18 protein-coding genes are annotated in these 19,200 nt (G+C 41.8%); 10 read left to right on the top strand and 8 right to left on the bottom strand.

Features of this window, described 5'->3' with window-relative positions; translation table 11 throughout:
- The first annotated feature begins 165 nt into the window (after positions 1-165).
- The 8 genes from CAPGI0001_RS08190 (at position 166) to CAPGI0001_RS08155 (ending at position 9,837) form a co-directional block, all read left to right on the top strand.
- Positions 166-1,098 (top strand): transcription antitermination protein NusB, encoded by a 933-nt coding sequence (locus CAPGI0001_RS08190; protein ID WP_002668789.1) that lies wholly within the window; start codon positions 166-168, stop codon positions 1,096-1,098.
- Between the two features lie 130 nt (positions 1,099-1,228).
- Positions 1,229-1,669 (top strand): DUF1573 domain-containing protein, encoded by a 441-nt coding sequence (locus CAPGI0001_RS08185; protein ID WP_002668671.1) that lies wholly within the window; start codon positions 1,229-1,231, stop codon positions 1,667-1,669.
- A 13-nt stretch (positions 1,670-1,682) separates the two neighbouring features.
- Entirely contained in the window at positions 1,683-1,985 is a 303-nt protein-coding gene (gene yajC, locus CAPGI0001_RS08180; RefSeq protein ID WP_002668770.1) for a preprotein translocase subunit YajC, read from the top strand.
- A 111-nt stretch (positions 1,986-2,096) separates the two neighbouring features.
- Positions 2,097-2,699, top strand: a complete 603-nt coding sequence (locus CAPGI0001_RS08175; RefSeq protein ID WP_002668638.1) for a 7-carboxy-7-deazaguanine synthase QueE — start codon at positions 2,097-2,099, stop codon at positions 2,697-2,699.
- A gap of 10 nt (positions 2,700-2,709) precedes the next feature.
- Positions 2,710-3,393 (top strand): spermidine synthase, encoded by a 684-nt coding sequence (locus CAPGI0001_RS08170; protein ID WP_002668787.1) that lies wholly within the window; start codon positions 2,710-2,712, stop codon positions 3,391-3,393.
- A 58-nt stretch (positions 3,394-3,451) separates the two neighbouring features.
- Positions 3,452-4,594 carry a hypothetical protein gene (locus CAPGI0001_RS08165; protein ID WP_002668785.1) on the top strand — a complete coding sequence of 381 codons (1,143 nt, stop codon included), beginning with the start codon at positions 3,452-3,454 and terminating at the stop codon, positions 4,592-4,594.
- A 274-nt stretch (positions 4,595-4,868) separates the two neighbouring features.
- Complete coding sequence (gene ggt / locus CAPGI0001_RS08160) at positions 4,869-6,578, top strand: gamma-glutamyltransferase (protein ID WP_002668658.1); 1,710 nt, start codon at positions 4,869-4,871, stop codon at positions 6,576-6,578.
- A gap of 304 nt (positions 6,579-6,882) precedes the next feature.
- A complete protein-coding gene (locus CAPGI0001_RS08155; RefSeq protein ID WP_002668701.1) occupies positions 6,883-9,837 on the top strand; it encodes a TonB-dependent receptor in 2,955 nt (984 codons plus the stop codon).
- A 54-nt stretch (positions 9,838-9,891) separates the two neighbouring features.
- On the opposite strand, the gene recA is transcribed toward CAPGI0001_RS08155, so the two are convergent.
- Positions 9,892-11,055: a recombinase RecA gene (gene recA / locus CAPGI0001_RS08150; RefSeq protein WP_002668710.1), complete on the bottom strand. Its 1,164-nt coding sequence runs from the start codon at positions 11,053-11,055 to the stop codon at positions 9,892-9,894.
- 69 nt (positions 11,056-11,124) lie between these two features.
- A complete protein-coding gene (locus CAPGI0001_RS08145; protein ID WP_002668715.1) occupies positions 11,125-11,637 on the bottom strand; it encodes an inorganic diphosphatase in 513 nt (170 codons plus the stop codon).
- Between the two features lie 125 nt (positions 11,638-11,762).
- Between CAPGI0001_RS08145 and CAPGI0001_RS08140 the strand changes: the two genes are divergently transcribed.
- Positions 11,763-12,716, top strand: coding sequence for a DUF438 domain-containing protein (locus CAPGI0001_RS08140; protein WP_002668682.1), 954 nt, complete (start codon positions 11,763-11,765; stop codon positions 12,714-12,716).
- Positions 12,717-12,781: 65 nt separating this feature from the next.
- Complete coding sequence (locus CAPGI0001_RS08135; RefSeq protein WP_050769240.1) at positions 12,782-13,720, top strand: polyprenyl synthetase family protein; 939 nt, start codon at positions 12,782-12,784, stop codon at positions 13,718-13,720.
- Here the strand turns inward: CAPGI0001_RS08135 and CAPGI0001_RS08130 are convergent.
- From CAPGI0001_RS08130 to CAPGI0001_RS08105, 6 genes are all read right to left on the bottom strand, one after another.
- Positions 13,713-14,312 carry a Maf family nucleotide pyrophosphatase gene (locus tag CAPGI0001_RS08130; RefSeq protein WP_002668640.1) on the bottom strand — a complete coding sequence of 200 codons (600 nt, stop codon included), beginning with the start codon at positions 14,310-14,312 and terminating at the stop codon, positions 13,713-13,715. The two genes, CAPGI0001_RS08135 and CAPGI0001_RS08130, sit on opposite strands and share 8 nt — an antisense overlap.
- 14 nt (positions 14,313-14,326) lie before the next feature.
- Positions 14,327-14,665 (bottom strand): DUF2149 domain-containing protein, encoded by a 339-nt coding sequence (locus tag CAPGI0001_RS08125; protein ID WP_040360052.1) that lies wholly within the window; start codon positions 14,663-14,665, stop codon positions 14,327-14,329.
- Positions 14,662-15,264 carry a MotA/TolQ/ExbB proton channel family protein gene (locus CAPGI0001_RS08120; protein ID WP_002668740.1) on the bottom strand — a complete coding sequence of 201 codons (603 nt, stop codon included), beginning with the start codon at positions 15,262-15,264 and terminating at the stop codon, positions 14,662-14,664. Before CAPGI0001_RS08120 ends, CAPGI0001_RS08125 begins: the two co-directional genes overlap by 4 nt.
- A gap of 139 nt (positions 15,265-15,403) precedes the next feature.
- Positions 15,404-16,750, bottom strand: a complete 1,347-nt coding sequence (locus tag CAPGI0001_RS08115; protein WP_002668705.1) for a DUF4302 domain-containing protein — start codon at positions 16,748-16,750, stop codon at positions 15,404-15,406.
- A gap of 18 nt (positions 16,751-16,768) precedes the next feature.
- Entirely contained in the window at positions 16,769-17,635 is an 867-nt protein-coding gene (locus CAPGI0001_RS08110; RefSeq protein ID WP_002668702.1) for a substrate import-associated zinc metallohydrolase lipoprotein, read from the bottom strand.
- A 19-nt stretch (positions 17,636-17,654) separates the two neighbouring features.
- Complete coding sequence (locus CAPGI0001_RS08105) at positions 17,655-19,196, bottom strand: RagB/SusD family nutrient uptake outer membrane protein (protein ID WP_002668738.1); 1,542 nt, start codon at positions 19,194-19,196, stop codon at positions 17,655-17,657.
- Positions 19,197-19,200: the final 4 nt, after the last annotated feature.

Here is a 19,200-nt window from a genome sequence, read left to right as displayed (position 1 = left end):
TTGTTGATAACTTTTTCGATTGGTGGATATGAAGATTTTTGTTTTATAAAACACTGTAAATAAGGTATATATAAATTGTTTAAAAATAAAAATAGGAAAAACAAAGGGTATATAAAATAAAATATGTACTTTTGCCGCTAAAATCGCAATTAATTAAAGTTCTTTATGCTCACACGTAGGCACATCCGTGTAAAGGTGATGCAGGCGATCTATGCACTGCACAAGGAGGAAAATCATAACTTGCAAAGAGGGGAATCCTTCCTACTCTCAAGTATGGATAATATGTATAGTTTGTACATCTCCCTTATGGGCTTATGGGGTGCACTACAGGAACGCTCTTCACAGATGCATGCCCTCTCCAAAAGCAAATTCATCCGTGATGAAAATCTCTCACACACTCTCTTCTGTGAGAACAAAGCGCTACAACTTATTACAACCAATGAGCCCCTGAAGGAGGCTATCGAAGCAGAAAAAAAACTCTCTTGGCATACCTATAATGAATATGTAAATATCCTCTATAACAAGATTGTCGAGAGCCAAGTGTATCGTCGCCATAGCACTCTTGAGAGAAGTTTCCAAGCAGATAAGCAACTACTTATTGACTTATATATGGAGGTGATTGCCCCCAATGAGGAACTTTTTGACTTCTTATCGGATAGGGAGATTACTTGGGATGATGATTTCCCTATTATCAATACCCTCATTGTAAAGATTCTTAAGGGATTATCGGAGGGAGGAGTAGCTGATTTTCTACCTCCTTTGTTCAAGGATAAGTCCGACAAGGACTTTGCCATTGAGCTTCTAAGAAAGGCTGTGCTTAACGATGAGGCCTTCCATAAGTATTTGGTAGAGAAGACTCCTAAGTGGGATGCCGATCGTATCGCCGAATTGGATGCAATTATGATAAAGATGGGAATTGCAGAGTTCCTTAAGTTCCCCAGCATTCCTGTCAAGGTTACACTCAATGAATATGTGGAGATTGCCAAGGAATATTCTACCCCTAAGAGCAGTGTCTTTGTCAATGGAATCCTTGATACCCTTTCTAAGGATTTCCAACAAGAAGGGAAACTTAAGAAAATAGGAAGAGGACTGTTATAGTGATCAATATTTTTTACTACCTTTGCACTTTGATAAAAAAATATAGTACTCCTATGGTTAGTGCTTAGAAAAAAATATGTAAATTATTAAAAATCAGTCGTTAGCCAATAATTATTATAAAAACTGTTTTATGAAAAAAATATTTGTTTTAGCAGGAATGGCTTTCTTGGCTTCTTGTGCAGATAAGGGCACAGATGCTGCTGGAAAGATCAATCAAAACAACCTCAAAGAGGCTCAGGAGTTGGCTGAAAAAGCTAATCAATTTCCTCAGATAAAGTTTGAGGAAACCACTCATGACTTTGGGGAAATAAAGCAAGGGGTGGAAGTACAAACCCTTTTTAATTTTAAGAACACAGGGAAGGTACCCTTGGTAATCACCAATGCCTCCAGTAGCTGTGGATGTACCGTACCAGAGTATCCTAAGGAAGCCATCGCACCAGGGGCGACAGGAGCTATTAAGGTAGTCTACAATGGCTCTGGTAATGGAAATATTACCAAGACGGTAACCCTTACGACCAATACCGAACAGGGAACAGAAACCCTCACTATCAATGCGAATGTAAAACCGTAAAAACGCAATTTATATGAATATAGTACTACAAGCAGCTCCTCAAGCAGGAGGAGGCAACTTCACCTTTCTTATTATCATGGTGGTGATCATGTGTGTCTTTATGATTTTTCCTTCTATGAGAAGACAGCGACAAGAAAAAAAATTCTATGGAGCGCTCAAGAAGGGAGACAAGGTTATCATGAAGAGTGGTCTGCATGGAAGAATCGTAGAGCTTACTGATACTACAGTGGTTGTAGAGACCCTTTCTGGGAAACTCAAGTTCGAACGCTCTGCCGTATCTATGGATTACTCACGTCGAGTACAACAAGAACAATAGGGAACGAATCGCAATTAGCTCAATAACAGAGAAGAATCACAATTTGCCCAATATATTGGGCAAATTGTGATTCTATTACTTGCCTTTGTGCGACTTTACCTAAAAAGAACTATGGATGGAACAATATTACCCCTTATGGAGGATTTTTACACCATACAGGGGGAAGGATTTTACAGAGGTACCGCAGCTTATTTTATTCGCTTAGCGGGCTGTGATGTAGGCTGCCATTGGTGTGATGTCAAGGAGAGTTGGGATGCCTCAGTACACCCACGAGTACCTATTGAAGAGATTGCTCAGAGGGCATTGGCACATTCCAAAACGATCATCATTACAGGAGGAGAACCCCTTATGTACAACCTACAACCCCTTACAGAATTACTCAAGAGTAAGGGGGCGCGTACCCATATAGAAACCTCTGGAGCTCACCCTCTTACAGGAGTATGGGACTGGATATGTCTGTCTCCTAAGAAAAACAAACGCCCCTTGCCTGAAGTCCATCAGCGGGCAAGTGAGTTGAAAATGATTATCTACAACCATCATGATTTTCTCTTCGCAGAAGAAATGTCTGCCCTTACACAGCCTGACTGTATCCGCTATTTGCAGCCTGAGTGGAGCCGAAGGGAGCGAATGGTACCTCTCATAGTGGACTATGTCATGGAAAATCCTCAATGGAAAATCTCCTTACAAATGCATAAATATTTAGACATCCCATAGAAGAAAACCAATGTTCAGGCGTATCCTTAGTTATATTTTTCCTTTATCTCTCCACCAAAGAACCTCCACGGTCAGTGGAACCCTTTCAGTAACCCTTCTTAATGGGAAAAAGCTACTCAATTCGCCTAATACCGACTATTCTTATGGAAGGCTCCAGCAGGTATTGCGCTTTGGGCTTGAGCAAATAGGCTTTAGCGCTATAAAAAAGCAAAAAAAGATACTGATCTTAGGCATTGCCGCAGGGAGTGTAGTGGAAACCTTGGTAAAGGAAATAGCATTTGATGGAGAAATACATGGGGTAGAGATCGACCCAGAAGTAATTGCTATAGGCAAACAATTCTTTGATTTGGATAAGGTGAAAAATCTACAATTATTTATCCAAGATGCACAGGAGTATGTGAAAAATACCTCAGAGAGATATGATTCGATCATCGTGGATATATTCCAAGATGACCAGATGCCCTCTTTCCTCTTTGCTCCTCCCTTTTTCCTACAGTTGAATAAACTTCTGAACTCTAATGGGGTAATTCTCTTCAATACAATTGTAAAAAACAAATCCCAAGCACAGCGGAATAGGGACTTTGTTCAATATTTTCAGAACATCTATCAGATAACTGTATTTCCGAAAGTGAAGCAGGAAAATCAATTGCTTTTATTAGCCAAAAAGAACCTAAATTCAAGTATTAAAAAGTAATTTTTTGTTTGATAAATTACCTGTTTTTCTTATTTTTGTCTCTGAAAATTGAAATTTTATGAAAGAATTCCTCTTTTTACCGGCACTACTCGTTGGCATTTTCTTTGCTGCTTTTTTTATCTTTCTTGTCAATGAGTTTTCCACAAGCTTATACTCAGAAGTGTGGCTTCTTTTTTTCCCTATTCCTTTGATTTTAGGGATATGGCTGTTCTATGCTATCTACTACAAGCAGATAATATTGTCCTTAGGAGCAATAGGTTGTTCCATCGCTTTCTTTGCTTGGATAATGAAAGAATTGAACGTTTCTTTCTCTAAACTGAGTTCTGAAAAAAACTTACCTATAACTTACCAAAACTATGAAGATTTAGACTATGAAGTATCGGTTTGTGCCCAAGAGAAAGGACATTGTATTCACGAAGTTCCTACTAATGAATCAGAAGATCTCACTAGTTGTTTTCTCAATCACCTAAATGAAGTGGTTATGGTTCAAGATGATCGTATGTCCTCCTATATTGTAAAATTCGATACCTTAGGATATCAGCAATCAATAGAAGTACCCACTGATGATGATCATAGAAAAGTAGCTTATATTGTAGATGATTATATAATCAATATTGCTAATAATACCTATAGTTCGTTCTTCTTAAATGATGATGAAGATTTCTTGCCTATGACCTTTGTAGAAGCCTCTAAAAATTGGACAAAAGAGGAACAACAAACTTATTTTGAAAACAATGTAAAAACTAAAGCCACTTGCTTTAAAATAGTAAAGAGGGAAAAGAGCAAAGTTTTCTTCCTAAAAGATGACAAATGGCAGTATTTCTACACCGATCTTGGTAAAGAAACATTGAAAACTCAGTACAATTACCCTGAACTATTCGACGAAAAACGTTTTCCTATACAAGAAAGGAGCCTAAAACGCACTTATATTCACCCTCAATATGTACAAACTTACCAAGATAACTATGGATATACCACCATTTTATATTACCATATTATAAAACCTTTTCTTACCTATCATCTAAAAACACGTTTTGAAACTGTTAAATCTCAAGAAGAACTCAGTGCACTACCTACCTATTACTTTAAAAATGACACTGAAACTATAGAAGTTTTTGGATCAATGAGACTTTATAGCCATAAGCATTTGCAATATCAATTGTTGAGAATAGGAAAAAAAACATATAGGGTAGGAAAGTAAAAGCTAATTGCGCTCCATTATTGAAACTAAATCTTTTTTCTACACTTAAAAAGGAAATAATCCAATGATTTATTGTATCTTTGTCCAAAGCTCCTGAATTTTGGTATTCTTTTTTCTCAAACACAAAATTACTAATTCTTGGGAGCTTTTACTTTATTATAAGGAAAAGTTTAAACAGCTTCATAGGGAAGAAGAGAAGTTTTTTTACAAAGCCCTTTTTTATTTCAAAAAAATAACTATATTTGCCATTGAATTGAAATAAAGCAAAAATATTATGATTGTAAAAAGAATCTTTTCATTTTTTGGAGCACTTCTTTTCTTATTAGTGAGTGCATGCACTACTGGGAAAGTAGCCACAGGACAGAAAAAAGGGGTATTGGCCAAGCATGCTATGGTCGTGAGTGCCAAGAGGGAAGCCTCCGAGATAGGGCTTGCAATCCTTAAAAAAGGAGGTAATGCCTTTGATGCAATGGTCGCTACAGAATTAGCCTTGGCAGTGGCTTACCCCAATGCTGGGAATATAGGCGGGGGAGGCTTTATGGTATACCGTTTGGCTAATGGAGAAAAAGGCGCTTTGGACTATCGAGAAAAAGCACCTAACAAAGCACATCGTGATATGTACTTGGATGCCAATGGCAAGGTGATTCCTGGTAAAAGTACCCTTGGGGCGCTTGCGATAGGGGTGCCTGGTACGATAGATGCACTCTTTGAAGTACACAAGAAGTTCGGAAAACTCCCTATGGCAGAGCTCATACAACCAGCTATCGATTTAGCTCGCAATGGGGTGGTCATCACTCCCTTACAGGCGGATTTCTACATGGGGAAAAATGTAGAACAAATAAAAAAAGCCAATAATTATGTCACTCCTTTTGAGAATGGATGGAAGGCAGGTGAGTGTTTTAAGTATGAGGAACTAGCACAGACCTTAGAACGTATTCGAGACAATGGTCGCGCTGAATTTTACGAGGGAGAAACTGCCAAGCGTATCGTAAGCTATGTCCAAGAATTAGGGGGGATTCTCTCTCTTGAAGACTTGAAGAACTATCACTCTCAGTGGCGTACTCCTATTACATTCAATTATAAGAATTATACCATTTCCTCTATGCCACTCCCTTCCAGTGGGGGGCTCTGTATCGCTCAGATAATCAAATCGATAGAGCCTTACAAGATTGGGCAATACCCTCACAATGGGGAAAAATATGTACAGCTCTTAGTAGAGGCTGAGCGACGTGCTTATGCCGATAGGGCTTACTTTTTGGGGGATCCTGATTTTGTAAAGGTACCTACCCAGACACTACTTTCTCCTGACTATCTAAAACAGCGTATGAGTACCTTCTCTTGGGATAAGGCTAGCAAGTCCAGTGAGATAGCTCATGGTAAGGTGGTCGGTTATGAGAGTGATGAGACCACTCACTACTCCATCGTCGACAGCGAGGGCAATGCGGTAGCTGTAACCACTACTCTTAACACCAATTATGGTTCCAAGGTATATGTAAAAGGAGCTGGTTTTTTCCTCAATAATCAAATGGATGATTTCAGTATCAAGCCAGGGGAGCCAAATACCTACGGATTAGTGGGGTCTGAAAAGAATGCTATTGCACCCAACAAACGAATGCTTAGCTCTATGTCGCCTACTATAGTAGAGGAAAATGGGAAGCTCCGTATGGTTATAGGTACCCCAGGGGGCTCTACCATTATTACTTCTGTACTCCAGTGTATGCTCAATGTCTTTGAGTATGGTATGACTATGCAGGAGTCAGTAAGCAAGCCTCGCTTTCACCACCAATGGTTACCGGACGATGTCATGTTCGAGCCCAAAGGTTTTGACCCTATGGTCATCAGTAAGCTGAAGGCTAAAGGCTATGTGCCTAAGGAAGAAAACTTTGTAATTATTGGTCGTGTAGATGCTATTTTGGTAGAGAAAGATGGTAGCTTAGAAGGAGGTGCTGATCCTCGTGGAGATGATGTGGCAGTAGGCTTTTAAACTATATAAAATAAAAATAATAAAAAAATATTTATTTTTGTTTTGTAATTAAAAAATTTTTACTACCTTTGCGCCTGAAATCGTGAACAATGAACGGTGGAAAAGGATTAACAATTGAAAATTAATAATTAAGAATGAGTATTATTCGAAGAAATAACATGATGTGTTGCTCAATGGCTTACCCTTAGTAAGACATCATAATTTCTTTTGTCCATAGTATAGATATTCTAAAAAGAAAGCAATGATGTAGTATCGTTGCTTTCTTTTTTCTTTTTAAACTTATAACCCTAAATTATTAGACCGAATGAGAACAAAAATTCGACAACAGCTTTTAAGCCTTGCTTTTTTTCTCCTCGCCACAGTGGCAGGAGCGCAGACCCTCAAAGGGAAAGTTACTGATGATCAAAAGGAGCCTCTCTTGGGAGTTACCATCTTGGTAAAGGATAGTCCCAGCAGAGGGGCTACGACCAATGAGAAAGGAGAGTTTACCCTCAGAGTCTCTCCCGAAGAAACTCTTGTCTTTTCCTATATAGGATTTAAGACGAAGGAAGTCAAGGTAGGCAAGCACAAACAACTCTTAGTCTCCTTGGAGAGTGAAGCCGAGGAACTTCCTGAACTCTTGGTAGTGGGCTCTCGTGCAGGAGGACGCACTAAGATTGACAGCCCTGTACCGGTGGATGTCTTCGATGTGACCAAAACAAGCAAGACACAGCCACAGGCGAATATTAACCAGATACTCAATAGTATAGCACCCTCTTTTACCTCCACTACTCAAGTGGTGTCCGATGGTTCGGATCACCTTGACCCAGCTCAGTTGCGTGGGTTGGGGCCTGACCAAACTTTGGTACTTCTCAACGGAAAGCGCCGACATACTTCTGCCTTTATCAATGTCAATGGGACTCCAGGGCGAGGCACTGTAGGAACCGATCTGAATACGATTCCTTCCTTTGCGCTCTCTCGTATAGAGGTATTGCGTGATGGAGCTTCTGCTCAGTATGGATCGGATGCCATCGCAGGGGTGATGAACTTAGAACTCAAAAAAGAAAAAGGGCTTTCCGCTCAGGTAAGTTATGGAGGTCACCTTACACCTAAGGCTAATGACCATAGGGGTGACTTTGATGGCGGACAAGGTCAGCTGGATATTAATTACGGTACCGAATTGGGCAAGAAGGGGGGATTCCTCAACCTAACTTTCTCTGCTCAGTTTCGTAACACAACTCATCGTGCAGGTACTTTTGATGGAGATATTTTCAACGCTTACAATGCTATAGAACTGCGTGCTCTTGAGCACAATGACAACTTATCGGGGTACTTTAGCAATATCAATGTAGATGCAGACTCTCGCCTATTAGGGCTTATCAAAGGTTATGTTCAGGAGGTAGATTATTTTGATAGCAGCTATCTCTCTCAGATACAGGGTGCTACCTCTATAGCAGCCTTGCAGCCGCTTCTCAAGAAGGACTTTACCGAGCAGGAACTCGCTTACCGAGGCTTGGGCCGCAAAGATTTCAATATGCATGTAGGCCAATCCAGTCTCTTGGGGACTCAGTTCTTTATCAATGCAGTGATTCCTTTCTCTAAGCACTGGGAACTGTATGCTTTCGGAGGGCAGAGTTATCGCTATGGAGAAGCAGGAGGCTTCTTCCGTCGTCCTAACCAAGCTCGTACTTTCACAGGCTTACATCCCAATGGATATTTGCCTAAGATAACTACCGACATACAGGATTCCTCTATCTCGGCAGGGATACGTGGAGAAGTAGGGAAGTGGCATATCGACTTGAGTAATACCTTTGGTCGCAATGAGTTCGCCTACACCATTAAGAATACAGGCAATACCAGCTTACGCTTTGCCTCTCCGGACTCCTTCGATGCTGGTAAGTTACGCTTCCTGCAGAATACGATCAACTTAGACTTCTCTCGCCCTCTTGAGCTCTTTGAAAAGGCTAATATTTCTTTTGGATTGGAGCAGCGTCATGAGGCTTATAGTACAGTGGCAGGCGAGGAACTCTCCTATGCTACCTATGATATACATGGCGGAGTACTCCCATTGGGAGCACCAAGCAGCCAAAAGACAACTGACTTTTTTGGGAACGCACTCCCTGGAGGCGCACAAGTGCTCCCTGGATTTAGGAAAGAAAGTGCTCTTACCAAAACACGTAATGTAGTGGCAGGGTATGGAGAATTCGAAACAGATATTACCAAATGGTTATTGGCTAATGCTGCAGTGCGTTATGAACATTATTCAGACTTTGGAAATACCTTTAACTATAAGCTCGCTACACGTGTAAAACTCTTTCCGAATGTGAATCTCCGCGGGGCTGCCTCTACTGGCTTCCGTGCTCCTTCTATTCATCAGTTGTATTATACCAATATCAATACCTTACAGATCAATGGAGTATTACAGGAAACAGGTACTTTTAACAATATCTCTCGTGCAGCAGAACTCTTTGGAATAGATAAGCTTCGCGAAGAAAAATCCAAGTCGGTTAGTGCAGGTTTCGCCTTGAAAGTGCCTAAGGCAGGTCTCTCTCTCAGTGCCGATGCTTACTTTATCCGTGTGGATGACCGTATTATCCTTACTGAAGCTTTTTCTCGTCCTGCAGGGAATACTACTGCTGAGAATGAACTCAAACAAATATTTGATTTGGCCAATGTCAATACCGTACAGTTCTTTGCCAATGCGGTAGATGTAGAAACCAAAGGAATAGATGTAGTACTGAGCCATTCGCTACAAAACGATAAGTTCTCCCTGACCAATGATTTTGCTTTTAACCTTACCCAAACTAAAAAAGTAGGAGAAATACATACCCCAAGAGCTATTAAGGCTGCAGGACTTGAAGAAAAATTCTTCTCCGAGCGCTCTCGAGTACTTCTGGAAGAGGTAATCCCTCGCTTCAAAGCTACTCTTTCTCACAATCTTACCATAGGAAAATGGAATGGCTACTTGCGCAATACTTATTATGGCAAGGCCACTGGACCAGATATCATCCGAACTGCTGACCAAGTAGGAGATTTTGTATTCGATGAGCGGGGACACCAAGTGATCCGTGGAAAAATAATCACTGATCTTTCCATAGCGTATAACTTTACTCCAAAGACCTCTTTTACCCTTGGGGTGAACAACCTCTTTGACCTTTATCCTGAGAAAAATGTCAAGGTTAATAACAATAATGACCAGTTTGTCTATTCACGAGCCACTTCTCAGTTTGGGCTCAATGGACGCTATGTCTTTGCTCGCGCTACCTTCCATCTCTTCTGATGCCATATTATATAAATAGAAAAAACCGCTCTTTTTGGGAGCGGTTTTTTGTTATTAATCGTCGTCTTCTTCATCTGGATAGTTGTCATCATCCTCAGGTTCGTCATAATTATCATCGTCATCCTCATTGGATTTTCCTTTGGATTTGCTACTGCTGCTTTTGGTTTTTTTCTTGACTACTACTTTTCCTTCCTTGACAGCCTCTTTGATTTTGTTTTCAATCTCTTCGGCCATTTCAGGATTGTCAAGAAGTAAAGCCTTCATCGCATCGCGACCATTGGCAAGGCGTGTTCCTTGGTAACTATACCAAGCACCACTCTTGGAGAGGATGTCAAATTCGGTACCCCAATCTACGATTTCAGAAACCTTGGAGATACCCTCTCCGTAGATAATTTCAAATTCTGTTTTCTGGAAAGGAGGGGCTACTTTATTTTTCACCACTTTGATTCGGGTAAGATTACCATAAGCCTCCCCGTCTTTGTTCTTCAGTGGAGCAGCTTGTCGGCGTACATCTACACGTACGGACGAGTAGAATTTCAGTGCGTTTCCTCCAGTGGTTGTTTCAGGATTTCCGAAAGTAACACCTATCTTGTCTCGAAGCTGGTTGATGAACATTACCACGCAATTGGCTTTGCTGATACTACCAGTGATCTTGCGCAGTGCCTGAGACATCAGTCGGGCATGTACTCCCATTTTGGAATCTCCCATTTCCCCATCTATTTCAGACTTAGGAGTAAGGGCAGCCACAGAGTCCACTACGATAATATCCACTGCACCGGATCGTACCAAGCCATCGACAATCTCAAGCGCTTGTTCTCCATTGTCTGGCTGGGAGACGATTAGGTTGTCTATATCGATTCCTATTTTTTTAGCATAATAAGGGTCAAAGGCATGCTCTGCATCTATGAAAGCAGCAGAACCTCCTTGTTTTTGAGCCTCAGCAATCGCATGTAGGGTTAGGGTGGTCTTACCAGAGGATTCCTGACCGAAGATCTCAATCACCCTACCACGAGGATAACCTCCTACCCCCAAGGCAATATCCAACCCTAAGGAGCCAGAAGGGATAACCTCTACCTTTTCAGCTACTTTGTCCCCAAGGCGCATTACAGTCCCCTTACCGAAGGATTTCTCTAAGCGCTCCAAGGCAAGCTTCAGGGCTTGGGCTTTGGCATCTTTATCCTTGATTTCCTCTACTTTATCTTTTTCTTTTTTTGCCATCTTTTTAATGATTAATGGTTAATGATCAATGATTAATGATTAATAGACGTTGGCATTAATCATTAATCATTAGAGAACAAATTTCTTTGCACTTTGTCCTTTGTAGCGAGCGATACACTCTTCGTATACCTCAAGCGCTTTCTGGGCATCTCCCCAGCCACGTACTTCTACCTTCTTGTTTTCCAAGTCTTTGTATACTTTGAAGAAGTGTTCTATTTCCTTAGTAAGGTGAGGGTTTACTTGGTCAAGCTCATTGAGTGATTTTACCATAGGATCGGCTTTAGGCACACAAAGTACTTTTTCGTCCCCTCCTTTTTCATCGGACATATAGAGGATACCCACAGGTTTTACCTCTACTACACATCCAGGGAAAAAAGGAATGGTGGAGATCACCAATACATCCAAAGGATCCCCATCATCGGCCAAAGTTTCTGGAATAAAACCATAGTCAGTAGGGTACACCATGGAGGTATGGAGCATTCTATCGAAGCGCATTTTTCCTAAATCAAAATCATATTCGTACTTGTTTCTACTTCCCTTTGGAATCTCAATAAGTACATCAAAAGTTGTTTCTTTTGCCATTGTATTTATATCAAAAAATTAGAGAGCAAAGATAGCATATTTTTTTTTATTCTCAAAGCAAATAATTATGTTTCTTTCCTCAAAAAAATTTCGTACATTTGCCACCTATTTAATACCCTATTATTATGTATTCAGAATTAGCAGAAGGACACCCTATACGCACTTATTTGCATGAAACAGAACTTATTCAAAACCTTTTAGAAGAAATCATGCAAACGGATCCTGAGAAGGATTATCAGAAGTTCTATAATCTCTTCAATCACCTTTCCACCGTGGAGAAGCGATTCCAAAGAAAAGAGAATCAGCTATTCCCTTTCTTGGAGCAAAAGGGGTGGACGAACCCTTCGCAGAATATGTGGTCATTCCACGATACCATTCGCGATATGTTCCGCTTAGTCAGAAAGAACTTAGAAGAAAAGGATTTAGCTAAAGCTAAAGAGAATATGGTATATGTGGAGGACAACCTCCAGCGCTTACTCTCTGTAGAGTACAACATTCTTTTTGCCCGCTCATTGGAGATTCTCTCTGAAGAGGATTGGATCAAGATGCGCCAAGGAGAGGACGAGATTGGTTGGATGCTTCCTACTCCACCACCTACTTACCCTAATGAATCCGGATATATACACCCTTCGGAGGATACCACCCTACGTACGGATGTAGTTTTCGATGAAAATGCACAACACTATGATGAAGGGTATTTGACTATAGAACAAGTAAATCTATTGCTCAAAACCTTACCTATTGATATTACTTTTGTCGATGAGAATGATAAGGTTATTTTCTATAATCGTGGAGAGGAACGTGTATTCCCTCGTAGTGCTGGAATCATAGGGCGTGAGGTGAAGTTCTGTCATCCTCCTAAGAGTGTAGGGACAGTACTGAAGATCGTAGAAGCCTTCCGCAATGGTACCCAAAATGAAGCCAACTTCTGGTTCAACTATCGTGGTAGACTCATCTATGTACGCTACTTCGCTGTACGCGATGCTCAGAAGAACTATCGTGGAGTGATAGAAATGTCTCAGGATATTACCGATATAAAAACTATAGAAGGGGAAAGACGCCTTCTGGAATGGGAGTAAGATATAAATAACTTTTTGCTTTGGCGAAAATCATAGAACAAATAAAAGAGCCTATCGCTCAGGAGATGGCCGCCTTTGAGGACAAGTTCAGAGACTCTATGTCCTCAAGGGTGGCCTTGCTCAATCGTATCACCCACTATATAGTAAACCGCAAGGGGAAACAGATGCGCCCCATGTTCGTATTCTTGGTGGCAAAGCTTGTCTCTGAAGGACTCGTACAGGAGCGTACCTACCGAGGAGCGGCGGTCATTGAGTTGATCCATACGGCTACTTTGGTTCATGACGATGTCGTAGATGATAGTAACAAAAGGCGAGGTTTCTTTTCTATCAATGCCTTGTGGAAGAATAAGATAGCAGTTCTGGTAGGGGATTATCTCCTCTCCAAGGGACTACTTCTTTCTATAGACAATGGGGATTTTGACCTATTGAGAATCATTTCCGTAGCAGTACGAGAGATGAGTGAGGGAGAGCTCTTACAAATGGAAAAAGCGCGCAGATTGGATATCACCGAGGAAGTATATTATGAGATTATCCGACAGAAAACGGCTACCCTCATTGCCGCTTGTTGTGCTATGGGAGCTTGCTCGGTAGCTCCTGAAAATAGCCAAGTGATAGAGCAAATGCGCCTTTTTGGAGAATATGTCGGTATGGCCTTCCAGATAAAGGATGACCTCTTTGACTATACAGAAGAAGCTATTGGAAAGCCTACAGGAATCGATATTAAGGAACAAAAAATGACCCTTCCACTGATCTATACCCTCAATATGGTTACCGAAAAAGACCGCCATTGGCTGATCAATAGTATCAAAAACCACAATACAGACAAAAAACGGGTGAAAGAAGTGATAGCCTTTGTCAAAGCACATGGAGGAATCGACTATACCCAGGAGAAAATGAAAGAATACCAAGCAAAAGCGTTGGCTATATTGGATCGCTTTCCAGATTCTCCTTATAAAAAAGCACTGCTACAGATAGTCACTTACGTCATAGAGCGAACTATATAGTTTGGGAGGCTATCATCTCTGTAAGTTCTTCCCAAAATAATTGTGTAGGGAAGCCTACAACATTGTTATAAGACCCCTTGATTTGGGTAATTCCTACAGCACCTATCCATTCCTGTATCCCATAGCTACCAGCCTTGTCAAAAGGTTGGTAGTGGGTAAGATAGTAATCAATCATTTCAGGGGTAAGGGTGGAGAAAGTCACCTGAGTACTCTCATAAAAAGCCCTTTGTTGCTCCTTTCCTTTCAGGCATACTGCTGTAATCACCTCATGTGTTTTCCCTGAGAAATCACTAAGTGTAGCTCTTGCATCGGCATAGTCCTTGGGCTTGCCGATAGCTTTTCCTTCAAACCATATAAGCGTATCAGCCGTAATAAGAATTTCTTTTTCAGCAATCTCTCCTGAGAAAGCATGCGCTTTTTCTTGAGCAATATATAAGGGAATTTCAGCTCCTTTTAAGTCTTTGGGGTAGTGCTCATCTGTTTGCTTGATACGAACTTCAAAGGGGAGACCTAGGTCCTTGAGGAATTGGGCTCTGCGTGGAGAAGCAGAGGCTAAGATAAGGGAATATCCCCTGAGTGATTGTGATAACATAAGCTTTCGAAAGATTAGTCTGGGACAAAAATATTCTCTCCGTCCTCATTCTCATAGAGGGTTCCCAATCGCTTACCTTTGTCCTTGGAGGAACTCGAAGAGGAAGCCCCTTTAGCAGTTTTGTATTTGGTAATTTTCTCTCCTTTTTTCTGGATAATCTCCATATCATCTCCATTTTTATTGACAATAGTGAAGTCTCCTCCTGTGAAAAAGGCAGAGAGGTTCAGATTCATCACCATGGATACCATTAGAGCAACGGAGAAAACCATAGCGACATCGAAGAGATTGACCACGACACTTAGTGGATCAGCATCGTCGTCCTTGAATGGGTTTGTTCTTCGGGAATTTCTCATTTCTCAGGAGTTTGTTGGGTAGCAATACGGGAAATATAATCTAACTGGTTTACCTCTTTGGCATACCAGCGTTGTTTGAACTGTAGAGTGATAAGCCCTACAAGGCTTACTACTAATCCCACAACCGTAGTGGCGAAGACCACCTGCATATTGGAAGCCATCTTGGAGATGTCCCCCTGAGAGAGACCTGTAAGAGCAGGGCTCATGGCGATAAGTGTTCCGATAAGTCCCAATACAGGGCCTACCTTGGAAAGTAGTTTGGAGGTGACGATATCCTTCTCAGCCTCATTCTCAAAATTGGAAATCATATAATCGGCATAAGCCCCATCGGTAGGACGAAGTAGGATCTTACGCAGGTATTTTACAAAGAGAGAATTGTCCTTCTCGGGAAGCGCTTCCTGTAAGCGAGGTAGTGACTCTGGGCTGAGCGTCTCCAAGATGGGGGAGAGTTGTCGCTGGTTTTTGTATTTGGTAATGAATTGGTTATAAAAGCTACCAGAGAGCAGTAGCGCGCGTACAAAGAGTATCAACAGCACTATGATGTCTGGAATGAGCAAGCTGTCCGATACTAAGAAAAGAATTTGTGAGATTTGATCCATTTTGATTTAGATTATTTCTAAGTGCAAAGATACGAATTAAATAAGAAATGACCAATGAGAAATATATAATAATTCAATAATGGTTAATGATTCATCCTCGCATGGGATGAATCATTAACCATTATTAACAATATATCTCTTATTCTTCCACGGCTTGGTTTACTGTGCCAGGGAAGTAATATTTAGGTTCTGAGATACTTCTCATATAGTATACTGGTCCCAAGGTAGCCGATAAGCTGGACTTCCAAAGATAGATACCTTGCGAGCTCATTTGAATAAAATGAGTCAATCGCTCCTGTGCCATCTGTAGAATTTCTTCATTATTAGGATCTATCCAGAACTCATCCATATCCTCATGCTCGCCTATGAAGGTGATGTATATCTTCTTATCACGGATTTCATAGTTGCATTTGTATGCGTAATACACTCTATCATTTTGGTTTCCTGTAGGGGTATAGCCTACCCGCAAGAGAGGGGTGTCCGCATCGGATTGGAAGAGTAGCTCATAGGAGAAGAATTTCCCTTCGCCTACCTCTGTATAGAAGTCTCTTTTGAAGTCCGCACTCATATAAGGCAAGTTAAGATGTGCTTGATCGCCTAAGAGTACTATAAAGTCAGTGACAACATCCCCTTGGGATTCGAACTCATCCATAGGATTGTTGAAGTGTCTTAGCTCAATAGTCACTCCATTGCTTTGTGCTCTATAGTTCAGCGGAGGAGTTCCTGGCACTGCTGTCATATGAGTGAATTTTTCTCCTGCTATCTCCAACGAAGGTGTGAAGGTCAGTCCATTAGAATTCACCGCAATACCTGCTCGGCTTGCTTTGTGGCTATCCTGCATGGAGGTAAAGAGGAACATGCGGAAGGCACTTCTTACAAAGTAATTCTCCACCCCTTGAGCAGAAGTCACTTTTAGGTAATAGGTATGATCAATACCATCGAGCTGTTCTCCTTGAGTACCTATAGTTGTCCAATCCTCGGCAGTGGCCTTTTCAAAATAAAGGAATTGTTCGGTTGACTTTCGTTGGGTTTTGAACTTAAGTTTATCACCTTCCTGCCCTATATAGACAAACTGAAATTCACCTTCGAGACCTTTACCGATATGCTCACGAGGGTCTGAGCTATAGGTAAGAGGTTCGAGCAGGGTATGAATGTAGTTTCGGGTGGTAAAGACCAAAAGGGGACCTTGTCCTTCCTGAATTTGGTAGCCACTCTCCTGAGGGGTTGTTCCACTACCAAAATCAGCCACCATCGTTACGCGTCCTCCGAGGGTGAACTTCATTAGAAAGGTATAGCCTCCGAAGGTATTCTTTTTAGGAAAATAGCTCAATTTCCAACCATAAGGCGCCTCCGAGAGCGTTTTTTTGAGATTTTCCTTGTTCTGCTGTATACGTTCGGAAGCATTCTTACCCATGAGCAAGTCAGGTTCGTTCTTCTGACATCCGGCTACAGCTATGATAGCGAGTAGGTATAATATTTTTCTCATTTTAGTATCTGTTTTGGTTTACAAATAGTTCTGCATTCTTTGGTAAGCGACCCCTTGGAGCTGATAGAAGTCAATACCCCATTCGGCTCTGAAGTACTCCACGATAAAGGCTTCTTTCTTCTTAAGAGCTACCTTCCCTTTCTCAGGCATGGCATTGAGGGCGGCATCCCATTGCGCCTTGGACTTCATGAGCATATGAGAGGTCATTTCAGCAAAGTCCTCAAAGGGGTTTGCCGCTGCATAGTTGGTAATAAAGCCTAAGGCATTGGCCTGAGCCGTTGTCTTACCATGCCAAGAAGAACTGTAATCATCGGGGGTTATTTTCCCAAATTCAGGCGCAAAGGGCTTATGCTGATTGATGATATGGCAGTACTCATGCTGAATGGTATGAATAATGTGCCTGATATTCTCCTCATTTGGATGGGCTGGATCGTAATAGTCAACGCGAGCGATGGTGATCTTAGCCCCATTGTCAGCCTGACCGAGAGTTTCCTCGAAGAGGTAGGTCTCGGGATTGCGCTGAGGATCCAAGTTACGCCCTCCGATAAGGCTTATCTGTCGAGGAGCTACTTGGCTAACAAAGGTCGTACCAGCTACTTGTTGATAGGCTCCTAACCAAACATACTTGATCATCTCCAAGAAAGGCTGTACCTTGCTTTCAGTCGGTGGATATAGGTAGCGTCCCATCTCGTAGTTGATGTCCACATATTTGTAATTGACCTCTATATTATAGGGATTGATATATTCGTTTCGGATATAAGTATCCAGGGTAGTGGGGGTATCCGTATCGTCATGGATCACACTTTGGGGATCGAGTGTCTCTTTCTTATTGCAGCTGGAAAAGGCAACAGAAAGAGCAATACATATATAGGTTATTTTTTTCATACTTCAAAGAATTAAAAGATTAACGAGGATTGGGTGCCATACCAAATTCAAGGGCGCTATTAGGAATTTGAAGCTCTCGACGAGGGTCACCCTTGGTGAGTTCTATTTGGCCATCGCCCACCTTATGCACGACCTTCATCCCTAAGCGCTTGTTATCAAACCAGCGCAAGCCCTCTTGTACAAACTCCACTCGTCGGATATCCACCACAGCTTGGAGCCATTCTCTCTGTCGGGTTGTGAGGGGATAGGAAGGATCGAAATCAACTCCTCTACCCTGATAACGCCTATCAAGCGCCTCCTGAGTCATATAGCGCTCGAAGGTCAAGCGAGGGAAAGGATAGGCCTCATTGGGTCGGGAGCTATTATGGGTCTTAGGAATCAGATAGGTAAAGAGGTCACGACGGAACTGATCTAAGTTGCCAGACATTAGATAGGCCTCCAAGCGGTTGAGGTAGACCTCGTCATAAGAGAACAAAACCGCTGCACTATAATAAACCCTAGTACCTGCCGAACGATTCACATACTTATAGTAGTAGTTAGACTTAGGAAAGACGATATTACCTGCACCATCTCCCAAAGCCGAATTGACTGCTTCCCAACTGATATTGGAGAAGTTCAAAGGATGGGTATTACGAGGAGAGCAGATCTCCGCCATCTTTTGCAAAGTTAGGCTATACTTATGAGTCTGGAAACGATAGGCCAAGGCAGAGCGAGCCGTACCCACAAGTATATTGGATGGGTTAGTGGATTCTGTATAGTAAGCACTTCTGGACTCGAGGGCTACTGCATTGAGGGTTTTTATGTTCCTAAGCTTGGTTTCTGCATTGGCTCCCAAAACGGCATCGGCATGTTCAATTACCTTATTCCACTGGGCTTTCATTAGGTAGAAGCGCGTAGCAAAGGCATGAGCTGCCGCTGTAGTGAAGTGGAAACGAGGTTGCTTATATTTGCTATCATCGAGCAAGGGAAGCCCTTGGGTGAGGTCGCGCTCTATTGCATTGTAGTAGTCCTTGAGGGAGATACGGGTGTAGTGCCCAAAGACATGCTTTTCTGGCTCAGTAATATAGGCCAATCCCAAATCAGTGGCAGCGGTAGCCTCATTATAAGGCTTACACCAAAGGTAAGCCAACATAAAATGGGCATAGGCTCGTGCTACCAAGGCTTCTCCTTTGATATAGTTATATCGGGCTGTCTCGCCTAATTCAGCATAGGATTCCAAAGCCTGATTGGCTGCCCCAATGGCCGCATAGCAGGCTATCCAATAGTCGGTTGGGGTATTATCCTCCCCATCTATCTCGTTGTTATCTCTCCAGAAATACATATCTGTATTAAGGGTTGAGATTCCTAAGAAAGAGGTCTTCTCGCTTACATTATCACTCATCATCTCTGCGATGTAAGTAGGAAAGCGATTAGGATAGGCGCCGACCAAGAGTTCCTCTATTTTTTCAGGACTATCTATTTCTGTACGGCTATCAGGTAGGTCGTCTAATATTTTGTTACAAGCGCTTAGCACCAAGGTAAGGGCTAAGGCTAAGAGGGACAAGTATTTGTTTCTTTTCATGAGT

The sequence above is a fragment of the Capnocytophaga gingivalis ATCC 33624 genome (assembly GCF_000174755.1).
In the GTDB taxonomy this organism is placed as follows: Bacteria; Bacteroidota; Bacteroidia; order Flavobacteriales; family Flavobacteriaceae; genus Capnocytophaga; species Capnocytophaga gingivalis.
The sequence above is the reverse complement of the archived record's forward strand: the minus strand, read 5'-3'. Positions and strand labels throughout refer to the sequence as shown.

Coding starts and splice junctions, on each gene's coding strand:
- CAPGI0001_RS08190 (WP_002668789.1), top strand. CDS start 166: ATGCTCACACGTAGGCACATCCGTGTAAAGGTGATGCAGGCGATCTAT.
- CAPGI0001_RS08185 (WP_002668671.1), top strand. CDS start 1,229: ATGAAAAAAATATTTGTTTTAGCAGGAATGGCTTTCTTGGCTTCTTGT.
- yajC (WP_002668770.1), top strand. CDS start 1,683: ATGAATATAGTACTACAAGCAGCTCCTCAAGCAGGAGGAGGCAACTTC.
- CAPGI0001_RS08175 (WP_002668638.1), top strand. CDS start 2,097: ATGGATGGAACAATATTACCCCTTATGGAGGATTTTTACACCATACAG.
- CAPGI0001_RS08170 (WP_002668787.1), top strand. CDS start 2,710: ATGTTCAGGCGTATCCTTAGTTATATTTTTCCTTTATCTCTCCACCAA.
- CAPGI0001_RS08165 (WP_002668785.1), top strand. CDS start 3,452: ATGAAAGAATTCCTCTTTTTACCGGCACTACTCGTTGGCATTTTCTTT.
- ggt (WP_002668658.1), top strand. CDS start 4,869: ATGATTGTAAAAAGAATCTTTTCATTTTTTGGAGCACTTCTTTTCTTA.
- CAPGI0001_RS08155 (WP_002668701.1), top strand. CDS start 6,883: ATGAGAACAAAAATTCGACAACAGCTTTTAAGCCTTGCTTTTTTTCTC.
- recA (WP_002668710.1), bottom strand. CDS start 11,055: ATGGCAAAAAAAGAAAAAGATAAAGTAGAGGAAATCAAGGATAAAGAT.
- CAPGI0001_RS08145 (WP_002668715.1), bottom strand. CDS start 11,637: ATGGCAAAAGAAACAACTTTTGATGTACTTATTGAGATTCCAAAGGGA.
- CAPGI0001_RS08140 (WP_002668682.1), top strand. CDS start 11,763: ATGTATTCAGAATTAGCAGAAGGACACCCTATACGCACTTATTTGCAT.
- CAPGI0001_RS08135 (WP_050769240.1), top strand. CDS start 12,782: ATGGCCGCCTTTGAGGACAAGTTCAGAGACTCTATGTCCTCAAGGGTG.
- CAPGI0001_RS08130 (WP_002668640.1), bottom strand. CDS start 14,312: ATGTTATCACAATCACTCAGGGGATATTCCCTTATCTTAGCCTCTGCT.
- CAPGI0001_RS08125 (WP_040360052.1), bottom strand. CDS start 14,665: ATGAGAAATTCCCGAAGAACAAACCCATTCAAGGACGACGATGCTGAT.
- CAPGI0001_RS08120 (WP_002668740.1), bottom strand. CDS start 15,264: ATGGATCAAATCTCACAAATTCTTTTCTTAGTATCGGACAGCTTGCTC.
- CAPGI0001_RS08115 (WP_002668705.1), bottom strand. CDS start 16,750: ATGAGAAAAATATTATACCTACTCGCTATCATAGCTGTAGCCGGATGT.
- CAPGI0001_RS08110 (WP_002668702.1), bottom strand. CDS start 17,635: ATGAAAAAAATAACCTATATATGTATTGCTCTTTCTGTTGCCTTTTCC.
- CAPGI0001_RS08105 (WP_002668738.1), bottom strand. CDS start 19,196: ATGAAAAGAAACAAATACTTGTCCCTCTTAGCCTTAGCCCTTACCTTG.